Source organism: Bacillus sp. 05T21, from assembly GCF_056396785.1.
Map to the genome: position 1 here is coordinate 1 of NZ_JBFTMD010000094.1, position 650 is coordinate 650.

The following is a 650-nucleotide window of genomic DNA, read 5'->3' on the forward strand; positions in this document are numbered from 1 at the left end:
TGTGACGGGATCGAACCGCCGACCCCCTGCTTGTAAGGCAGGTGCTCTCCCAGCTGAGCTAATCCTCCAAAAGTGGTGACCCGTACGGGATTCGAACCCGTGTTACCGCCGTGAAAGGGCGGTGTCTTAACCACTTGACCAACGGGCCAAATATTATAAATTCCTTATGGCGGAGAGCAAGGGATTCGAACCCTTGATACGCTTGTGACGTATACACGATTTCCAATCGTGCTCCTTCGGCCAACTCGGACAGCTCTCCAATGGCTCCGCAGGTAGGAATCGAACCTACGACCGATCGGTTAACAGCCGATAGCTCTACCGCTGAGCTACTGCGGAATAATATTGCCTGGCAACGTCCTACTCTCACAGGGACAAGGTCCCAACTACCATCGGCGCTAGAGAGCTTAACTTCCGTGTTCGGTATGGGAACGGGTGTGACCTCTCTGCCATCATTACCAGACATTATTCTTTTGAGACAATCATTATTATAACTTATTCACCCTGAAAGTCAATAAGTTTTTTATATTCTCTCAAAACTAGATAACGTTGCTTCATATTATATGGTTAAGTCCTCGATCTATTAGTATTCGTCAGCTCCACATGTCACCATGCTTCCACCTCGAACCTATCAACCTGATCATCTTTCAGGG

At 48.2% G+C, this 650-nt stretch carries 4 tRNA genes and 2 rRNA genes; all 6 read right to left on the reverse strand.

From position 1 onward, the window contains the following. Positions 1–2 precede the first annotated feature (2 nt). Positions 3–60: transfer RNA gene (locus AC1DKZ_RS32910), tRNA-Val, on the reverse strand. A 13-nt stretch (positions 61–73) separates the two neighbouring features. After that, positions 74–148 (reverse strand) — tRNA-Glu (locus tag AC1DKZ_RS32915). Between the two features lie 19 nt (positions 149–167). After that, a tRNA-Ser gene (locus tag AC1DKZ_RS32920) sits at positions 168–259 on the reverse strand. A 2-nt stretch (positions 260–261) separates the two neighbouring features. Beyond that, positions 262–336: transfer RNA gene (locus AC1DKZ_RS32925), tRNA-Asn, on the reverse strand. Positions 337–344: 8 nt separating this feature from the next. Then, positions 345–460: ribosomal RNA gene (gene rrf, locus AC1DKZ_RS32930) — 5S ribosomal RNA — on the reverse strand. A 100-nt stretch (positions 461–560) separates the two neighbouring features. Continuing rightward, a 23S ribosomal RNA gene (locus AC1DKZ_RS32935) occupies positions 561–650 on the reverse strand; the annotation flags it as partial.